Annotated in this window: 7 protein-coding genes and 3 pseudogenes; 4 read left to right on the plus strand and 6 right to left on the minus strand. The window is 66.7% G+C overall.

The window, feature by feature from the left end; genetic code table 11:
• From ACYP33_RS26065 to ACYP33_RS26080, 4 genes and pseudogenes are all read right to left on the minus strand, one after another.
• A pseudogene (locus ACYP33_RS26065) lies at positions 1–414 on the minus strand (DNA-binding response regulator); the annotation flags it as partial.
• A gap of 64 nt (positions 415–478) precedes the next feature.
• Positions 479–1,792, minus strand: a complete 1,314-nt coding sequence (locus ACYP33_RS26070; RefSeq protein WP_414451879.1) for a sensor histidine kinase — start codon at positions 1,790–1,792, stop codon at positions 479–481.
• Between the two features lie 100 nt (positions 1,793–1,892).
• Positions 1,893–2,570 (minus strand): response regulator transcription factor, encoded by a 678-nt coding sequence (locus ACYP33_RS26075; protein ID WP_414443319.1) that lies wholly within the window; start codon positions 2,568–2,570, stop codon positions 1,893–1,895.
• Positions 2,571–2,843: 273 nt separating this feature from the next.
• Complete coding sequence (locus ACYP33_RS26080) at positions 2,844–3,056, minus strand: hypothetical protein (protein ID WP_459624469.1); 213 nt, start codon at positions 3,054–3,056, stop codon at positions 2,844–2,846.
• 365 nt (positions 3,057–3,421) lie between these two features.
• Between ACYP33_RS26080 and ACYP33_RS26085 the strand changes: the two genes are divergently transcribed.
• Entirely contained in the window at positions 3,422–3,724 is a 303-nt protein-coding gene (locus ACYP33_RS26085) for a DUF4148 domain-containing protein (RefSeq protein WP_459624470.1), read from the plus strand.
• Positions 3,721–4,053, plus strand: a complete 333-nt coding sequence (locus tag ACYP33_RS26090) for a DUF4148 domain-containing protein (RefSeq protein WP_459624471.1) — start codon at positions 3,721–3,723, stop codon at positions 4,051–4,053. Before ACYP33_RS26085 ends, ACYP33_RS26090 begins: the two co-directional genes overlap by 4 nt.
• Before the next feature lie 150 nt (positions 4,054–4,203).
• Here the strand turns inward: ACYP33_RS26090 and gor are convergent, their stop codons facing one another.
• Positions 4,204–5,565, minus strand: a complete 1,362-nt coding sequence (gene gor / locus ACYP33_RS26095) for a glutathione-disulfide reductase (RefSeq protein ID WP_459624472.1) — start codon at positions 5,563–5,565, stop codon at positions 4,204–4,206.
• A gap of 277 nt (positions 5,566–5,842) precedes the next feature.
• Positions 5,843–6,967 (minus strand): porin, encoded by a 1,125-nt coding sequence (locus tag ACYP33_RS26100; protein WP_459624473.1) that lies wholly within the window; start codon positions 6,965–6,967, stop codon positions 5,843–5,845.
• Between the two features lie 248 nt (positions 6,968–7,215).
• On the opposite strand from ACYP33_RS26100, the pseudogene ACYP33_RS26105 reads away from it, so the two are divergent.
• Both ACYP33_RS26105 and ACYP33_RS26110 read left to right on the plus strand, forming a co-directional pair.
• A pseudogene (locus tag ACYP33_RS26105) lies at positions 7,216–7,293 on the plus strand (IS5/IS1182 family transposase); the annotation flags it as partial.
• A 305-nt stretch (positions 7,294–7,598) separates the two neighbouring features.
• Positions 7,599–7,797, plus strand: a pseudogene (locus ACYP33_RS26110) (hypothetical protein); the annotation flags it as partial.
• Between the last annotated feature and the right edge of the window lie 269 nt (positions 7,798–8,066).

Raw genomic sequence — 8,066 nt, forward strand, 5'->3', positions numbered from 1 at the left:
CGTGGAGCTGGCGGCCGCGGCGGCCAGCGGCCCGTCGGCTTCGCGCGGCACGCCGAGCCGTTGCAGCGCCTGCAGGCGCTCATGCAATTCGAGGAACGAATACGGCGCGCCGAAGCACGCGTCGGCGCCGGCGCGCAGCGCGCGAATCCGCTCGCTGGCCGACGCCTGGCCGAGCAGCACCACCAGCGCCGCGCCGCCGCCATCGGCGACGAAGCGTGGCAGCGCATCGATCAACGCGGCATCGCTGCCGGGTTCGAGCGCGGTCGTCACGATCGCGTCGAACGCTTCCTGCGAGGCCAGGAACAGGCCGTCGCGCAGGTCGTCGGCGCGTTGCAGGCTGTGGCCGCTTTCCTGCAGCGCCTTGTGCAGCCATGCGGCTTCCGGATGCGGCGAGGTCACGAGCAGGATGCGCACGATCAGCGGCCCCCCGCACGTGACGAGAACAGCGGTAAAGAAACTCGCGCGATGGAGAACAGCGTCATACCAGCGTCCTCGGCCAGCATTCGATGGTCACGCGCGTGCCCGGGTCGGCGCTGCCGATGCGCAGCGTGAAATCGTGCACGTTGATCACCGTCGAGACGATGCTCAGGCCCAGCCCGTAGCCGGCCTGATGCCCCGTGCGGGTGCTGCGGTAGCGGTGCTGGAGCACGGCCTCGCGTTCGTCGGGCGCGATGCCGGGGCCGTCGTCCCACACGTCGATCTGCGGGCCTTGCAGCCGCTGCCGCACTTCGAGCCGCACGATGCCGCCCGAGGCCGAATACTTGAGCGCGTTGTCGAGCAGGTTGGTCAGCGCCTCGAACAGCAACGCGCGATCGCCGTGCACCGGCGTCACGCGCTCGGTCAGCACTTCGAAATGAATTTCGCGGCTTTCGGCGAGCGGCTCGAACAGATCGCCGACATCCACCACCAGCGCTTGCAGATCGACTTCACCGAAACCGCCGCGCCGTTGCAGCGAGCCGATCTCGGCGATCCGCAGCATCGCGCGAAAGCGCCCGAGCAGCGCGTCGGTTTCGTTGCGCGCGCGCGAAACGAGGCTCGCGAGCGCCGCATCATCATAGGTGCCGGCACGTTCGGCCGCATGCGCGAGCAGCGTGTGAACGTGCGCGAGCGGCGTGCGCAGGTCGTGCGCGATGCCGTCGCACACGCCCTTGACCTCGTGCATCAGGCGCTCGACCTCGGCCAGCATGTGATTGACGAGGTGCGACAGCATGTCGATTTCGTCGCGCCCGCCCACCGGCAGGCGCTGCGCGAGATCGCCGCGCGCGATGTGCTGCGTGACCTGGCGGATCGCCCGGATGCGCCGCATCTGCCGCACGCTGAGCACCAGCCCGCCGAGCAGGCCCGCGCCGAAACACAGCACGCCGCCCACCACCAGCGCGTTGATGATGGCGGTGCGAATGGCGAGGATATGAGTGAGGTCACGCGCCAGCACGAGCCGGTAGCCGTTGGGCCGCATCTCGGCCATCGCGCGCACCACCGGCGCGACCTGGTCGCCGGCGATCTTGAGCGTGTGCGACAGCGTCTGGCCGTTGCGGTCGGTGGCCAGCTCGGCCGGGAATTCGAGCACGTCGCCGGCCACGTGCCGGCCGTCCGGCGCGAACAGCCCGTAGTAATTGGTATGCATGCGCTCGTGTTCGAGCCGGCGATGGATCGCGCCCGGCAGATCGGCGTCGGCCATCGAATCGAAATAGATCATCTGCCAATCGATCACGACGTCGGTTTCGCTCTTCATGTCGTGCGTGGTGCGCGAGGCGATCACGCCGAGCAGCAGCATCACCGACACCGAGAACATCACCGCATAGACGATGACCAGCCGGAACGTACTCGAATACCAGCGCAGCGCACCCGATCCGCCGGACGCGCGGCTTGCTTGTTCGCTCACGATGGATGGCTCACGACAGGATGTAACCGGCGCCGCGCACGGTCTGGATCATCGGGGCGGCGTCGGACGGATCGATCTTCTTGCGCAAGCGCCCCATGTGGACGTCGATCAGGTTGGTGCCCGGATCGAAGTGATAGCCCCACACGGCCTCGAACAGCATGGTGCGCGTGATGGTCTGGCCCGCGTTGCGCATCATGTATTCGAGCACGCGGTATTCGGTGGGCAGCAGCGCGATCTCCACGCCGTCGCGCATCGCCTTGCGGCCGATCAGGTCGAGCGTGAGCCGGCCGACCGACAGCGTGGTTTCCGATTGGGCCGGCGCGGTGCGGCTGCGGCGCAGCAGCACTTCGAGACGCGCGGCCATTTCCTCGGGATCGAACGGCTTGGTGAGGTAGTCGTCGCCGCCGGCCCGCAGGCCGCGCACGCGTTCGTCCACGTCGCCCAACGCGCTGAGCATCAGCACCGGCGTGCGCACGCCGATGCTGCGCATGGTGGTGACGATGGTCAGGCCGTCGACGCCCGGCAGCATGCGGTCGAGCGTGATGACGTCGTAATCCTCGGTGAGCGCACGCGCCATGCCGTCGCGGCCATTGGCGACCCATTCCACGGCGAAGCCGCGATCTTTCAGTTCGCCGACGATTTCATTCGCAGTGATGTCATCGTCTTCGATAGTCAGGACTCGAAACATTGTCGTCCCGCCTGCCGCGAGGGAAGGCGGCACCGGCGATTCGTGATGAGAAGAGAGCGATGTTGCCATATCCGACCCGGGCGTTGAGCGGCCGTCGTGCGTCGACGGCTCTCGGCGCAGGCTACACGCGCGCGCGTGGCAAAAGGGTATCGGCTTCATTAAAGATTCTTCATGCGGCGTGCACGCGCCGCCGCCGCGCCATGGCCGGCGCGGTTCATCCGCCCTTCATCGATCGCGCGCGGCGTGTCGCGCACGCCACATGTCGGCCCGGGGTCAGCCCGGGTCGACCGCAAGCGCGCCGGCGCCGGGCCACCCTTGTGCGACGTTGCGTCGCATATTGCCGGCCGCGCGGCGGCGCGCGTCCTCGATCGCGCGATATTGGCGCTCGACCCTCGCGTGATCGAGCACCACATCGGCCACCGGGCCGCCGCTGCCCTGCACCTTCGCGTCGGCCAGTGCGCTCACGCACAGCGCGACGGCGGCCAATCCGATTGATCCGATGGTTCGCACGTTCACGCTCGTCTCCTCGTCTGCCTGGGTTCCGGGCCGGCGATGCTTCGGGATGCTTGAGGTTTCATCGAGCTTTCCCGAGCGTGCCGACGGCTTCCACCGCTGCTTCCATCACGCTCCGAACGATACGCGAGCGCACCTGAAGCAACGCTGGCAGACACGTGAAAGTTATTTCAGCGAGCAGGCGGGGGGCACGATGAAGGAAGTTTCATGTCCGCTCCACCGTTTCGACAAACGCCCTCCACTAGTCTGCATTCCGTGATCTCGGCGATGCCACGCCGGATCGGACAACCCGGCCGGCACCGATACCGTCGGCCCAACCCGGATCAAGGAGCGAACCCATGAACACGCCAATCAAGAACCTGAAACGTGCCCTGCTGTGTGCAAGCCTGATGGCCGTCTGCGTCGCTGCCCACGCCGCGCCGCTGACGACCCAGCAATGCCACGACTACCCGTTCGTGAAGACCAGCGCGCCGGTCACGCACAAGCAGATCGTCAACGAGCTGTCGGAACTCGAATCGGTCGGCTACCAGCCCTCGGCCGGCGACGACAACACCTACCCCGACGACATCGACACCGCCCAGCAAAAGCTGACGCAGAAATACCAGCGCGACTGCGTCAAGCACACGGGCGCGGCCTCGTGAACACGGCGGCGCGCATCGCGCGAGCCGGCGCCGCGGCGGGCCTGATGGCCGCCGGCGTGGCCGCGCATGCGCTGCCCCTGACGGCCGGGCAATGCGCGAGCTACCCGTTCGCCACGCCGCAGGCCATGCGCTCGCACGCGTTGACCCGCAGTGACGTGACCCGCGAGCTGGCCGAATTGAAAGCAGTGGGCTTCTCGCCCACCCAGGTCAACGGCAGCGATTTCCCCGACGCCGTGCGCACCGCACGCCGCAGGCTGCTCAACGAATACCGGCGCGATTGCGGCGGCACGCTGGCGGCGAATTCGCCCGCGCCCGATCGCTCGCGCTGAACGCCAGGGCCACCGCCTGGTTTGCTTGCCGCGCTCCATACTTCGTCATGCGAATCATTGTCGACAGGCCGCGTGCCGGAACACCGGCCACGCGACACGCTCGACGACGCGGCGCGCGCACCACGCGCCCCGCCCTCGCTGATTACACCGTCACGCCGGATCGGGCGACTTCGTGCGCAGCGTCACGAACTCCTCGGCCGCGCTCGGATGGATGCCGATGGTCGCATCGAACTGCGCCTTGGTCGCGCCCATCCGCACCGCGATCGCGATGCCCTGGATCGTTTCGGCCGCATCCGGGCCGATCATGTGCGCACCGAGCACGCGCTGCGAATCGCGCGCCACCACGAGCTTCATGAAGATCTTTTCGTCGCGGCCCGTGAGCGTGTGCTTCAGCGCGCGGAACGAAGTCTTGTAGATGTCGACTTCGCCATGTTCGGCGCGCGCTTCGTGTTCGCTCAGGCCCACCGTCGCCAGCTCGGGATGACTGAACACCGCCGACGGAATCGCGCGATGGTCCGCCTCGACGCGCTGCGCGCCGAACAGGTTGGCGGCCAGCAGCGCGCCGTCGCGCGTGGCCACCGGCGTCAGTTGCGGGCGCGAGGTCACGTCGCCGATCGCGTGGATCGACGACACGTTGGTGGCCGAGTAGGCATCCACATGGATCGCGCCGCTCGATTCGCAGGCCACGCCGGCCTGTTCGAGGCCCAGGCCCTGCGTGTTCGGATGACGGCCGGTGGCGTACAGCACCGCGTCGTACGGGCCGTGCGACGTGCCGCCGATGTCGAGCGTCAACGCGCCATCGGCGCCGCGCACGATCGAATTGACCTGCGCATGGGTGTGGATCGCCACGCCGTGCTTGCTCATTTCCTCGTGCAGCACGCGGCGCAGGTCGTGATCGAAGTGGCGCAGGATTTCGTCGCCGCGATAGAACAGGTCCACCTGCGAGCCGAGGCCCTGGAAGATGCCGGCGAACTCCACCGCGATATAGCCGCCGCCCACCACCGCCACGCGCTTGGGCAGGTCGGGCAGATCGAGCGCCTCGCGCGAGGTGATCGCGTGCTCGATGCCGGGGATCTGCGGCAGCGTCGGCCACGAGCCGGTCGCCACGCCGATGTGCTTCGTCGTGATGCGCTTGCCGGCGATCTCCACCGTGTGAGGATCGACGATCGTCGCGCGCCCTTCGTGCATCGTCACGCCCGCATCGGTCAACAACTTCACGTAGATGCCCGACAGCCGGTTGATCTCGCGATCCTTGGCGGCGATCAGCGTGGGCCACGAGAATTCGCCGGGGCCGAAGGTCCAGCCGTAGGCCGCCGCGTCCTCGGCTTCGCCGGGGAAGTGCGACGCGTACACCAGCAGCTTCTTCGGAATGCAGCCGCGCAGCACGCAGGTGCCGCCGATCTGCTCCACCTCGGCGATGCCGACGCGCGCGCCGAGCGAGGCCGAGATGCGCGCGAGCCGCACGCCGCCGGAGCCGGCGCCGATCACGAACAGGTCATAGTCGTAGTCCATCGAAACGCTCCCCGAAATTGTCGAGCAGGCACGATAGCAAGTTTTGGCGGCACGCGTGCGACGTGCCCGCGAGCCGGTCGGCGTCCCTACATGAGACAGACATCGACGGCGAAAGCGGGGCGCAAAGCGGACCCGAAACGGGGGCGTAAACGGGAAAACGGGGAAACGGGGACGTAAACGACACCGCCCCGGTGCCGGCGCGACCTGCATCGCGCAAAACCGGGGCGGAGCGGCCGAAGCCGCTGCCTGAATCGAGCCGGCGCGAGGCCGGCCGGGATCAGAAGATGTTGCGCAGGCCGATCGAGATGCCGGTCTGGTTGTTGCGGCCCGGCAGTTCGACGGTTGCCGCGCCGGTGGCCTTGTTGAAGTCCACGGTGCCGTAGATTTCGGTGCGCTTGGACAGCGCGTATTCGGCCACGCCGACCACCGCGTAGCGGTTGCCGGTGCCGAGCACGCCGGTCGAGACCGTTTCGTTGCGGCCGTGGTCGTAGTAGAACGCGCCCGTCAGCGTGACGGTCGGGGTCGCTTGCCAGGCCAGGCCGGCGTACGGGCCGTCGTCGATCCGGCCGGTGCCCTTCAGCGAGGCGATGCCCGGCACCACGGCTTGCTGCGCCAGCGTCGAATCCACGAAACCGGTGTCGTCCTTCGAGCGCAGGTAGCCCGCATACAGCTTCAGCGTGCTGAACGCGTAGACCGCGCCCGCGTGGAAGATGGTCTGCTTGTGGTTGGTGTTGTCGCTGTTCTGCTGCATGTCGGCGACCAGGTTCAACGGGCCGAACGCGTAGCCGAGCGAGAAGCCGTACATGCTGCCCGCGCCGATGTGGCCCGGGATCTGGCCCGAGAAGCCGTTCACGCCGGGGGTGGTGGTGTCGGTGCCGAACGAATACATCGCGCCGACCGACAGGCCGCCGAACTTGCCGTTGTACTTGACCGAGTTGTCCGCATACAGGCCCGCGCCGAGCGACACCGGCAGCCATGCGTTTTCGAAGTAGTTGCCGACCGTCAGCGGATCGAACGTATCGGCCAGCAGATCGAACAGCAGCGTCTTCTGGCGGCCGAGCGTGACGGTGCCGTACTGGCTCGACAGGCCCACGTAGGCCGCGCGGTTGAACAGGCGCGAGGCGCCGGCGCCGCTTTGCAGATCGAAACCGCTTTCAAGGTTGAAGATCGCCTTCAGGCCGCCACCGAGATCCTCGGTGCCCTTCAGCGCGAAGCGGCTGTTGGTGATCGCGCCGTTGGTCATGTAGAGACGGTTGTCGTTCTTCGCGTTCGAGTTCGTCAGGTAACGCAGGCTGACGTCGGCGACGCCCCACAGCGTGACCGAGCTCTGTGCGTGTGCTTGCGTGCCGACGAATGCCAGCATCAGGCCCCCAACCAATCCCGCGATTTTGGTCTGCTTCATGAGCGATCCTTTTCTTTATCGTTGACGGTGTATTTGTGGTCCGGCGCCGCGCTGGCGGACCGGATGCGCATCGCGCGCTTCTGGCGCGGACGGCGTGGGCCGCATCATAAAGTGACGAATGTAAGGAACAAAAAAGAATTGCTCGACGGCGGGCTCGGCTGTCGCCCGCGCGCAACGATCAGGGCGCGTGCGGATTGCGACGCGCGAGGATGCGCGTCAGGCAGGCGCGGCCTGGGGTGGCTGCGGGCACGGACCGGCGCAAGCTCGGCAGCAAGCACCACCTCATCGTCAACGCGCAAGGCATCCCGCTCGCGGTCGTCCTGAGCGGCGTAGGGGATTTGCGGAACGCGAGCAAGGTCACATGTCCAATGTTTCAGCGGCCCGCGATTCGATAACCACAACGAAAAATAAGAATCTTCCAATTCTCTTTTAGTTCGTTGCTGATGTTTTTGCCATTTCCAATGGGCTAGCCTCTTGCGCTGCTGCCGGTGACGCAACACGTAAGGCCTCATGTCTCTCGCGGCCCGGCGCCAATCAGATCAATCCCCTCTCAAACGTCAGCCACCGCTGTTGCAAGGGTTCGGCTGCGCCGTTCGTATCGCTTGCTTGACCCTGCCCGGAGGCGTTTCGCATGTCGTCGATCCTGCCTACCCAAGCCTATACGTTGAAGCTCGCGCCGCATCCGGCGCCGTTCTCCATGGGACGGCGTGAGCGAGCTGTATCGCTACGACATCGAATTCACGAGCCTGGCTGGCGGTGTCCCGATGGGTCAGGTGATTGGCCGGCCCGCGAGATTCATCATCGCTCCGGTCGATCCCGACATGGAATACCGGGGCAATCCGGGCAATGGCGAACTGGCGAATCCGGGTTTCCATCATCACGAAAACAGCACGGACGCCGGCATCACGCCTGCGGGCGACCCCGTACAGCCCATCGCGAACGATGCAACGCGCTGCTCAACCTGCGTTCAAACGCCTCTTCTGACGACTGACCATGGCCAATCCCTCAAAAATCGTGGTGCCCATTGCACGCAACGAGACTGCGTCCGCGATGCTGTGTCTGCCGTGGTTTCTCGACATGATCCCGGCGGGCCCGCGCG

It is taken from the genome of Burkholderia sp. 3C (assembly GCF_054589155.1).

Bases quoted from the DNA above. Each gene is read 5' to 3' on its own strand.
- ACYP33_RS26070 (WP_414451879.1), bottom strand. From the start codon at position 1,792: ATGTTCTCGGTGTCGGTGATGCTGCTGCTCGGCGTGATCGCCTCGCGC.
- ACYP33_RS26075 (WP_414443319.1), bottom strand. From the start codon at position 2,570: ATGTTTCGAGTCCTGACTATCGAAGACGATGACATCACTGCGAATGAA.
- ACYP33_RS26085 (WP_459624470.1), top strand. From the start codon at position 3,422: ATGAACACGCCAATCAAGAACCTGAAACGTGCCCTGCTGTGTGCAAGC.
- gor (WP_459624472.1), bottom strand. From the start codon at position 5,565: ATGGACTACGACTATGACCTGTTCGTGATCGGCGCCGGCTCCGGCGGC.
- ACYP33_RS26100 (WP_459624473.1), bottom strand. From the start codon at position 6,967: ATGAAGCAGACCAAAATCGCGGGATTGGTTGGGGGCCTGATGCTGGCA.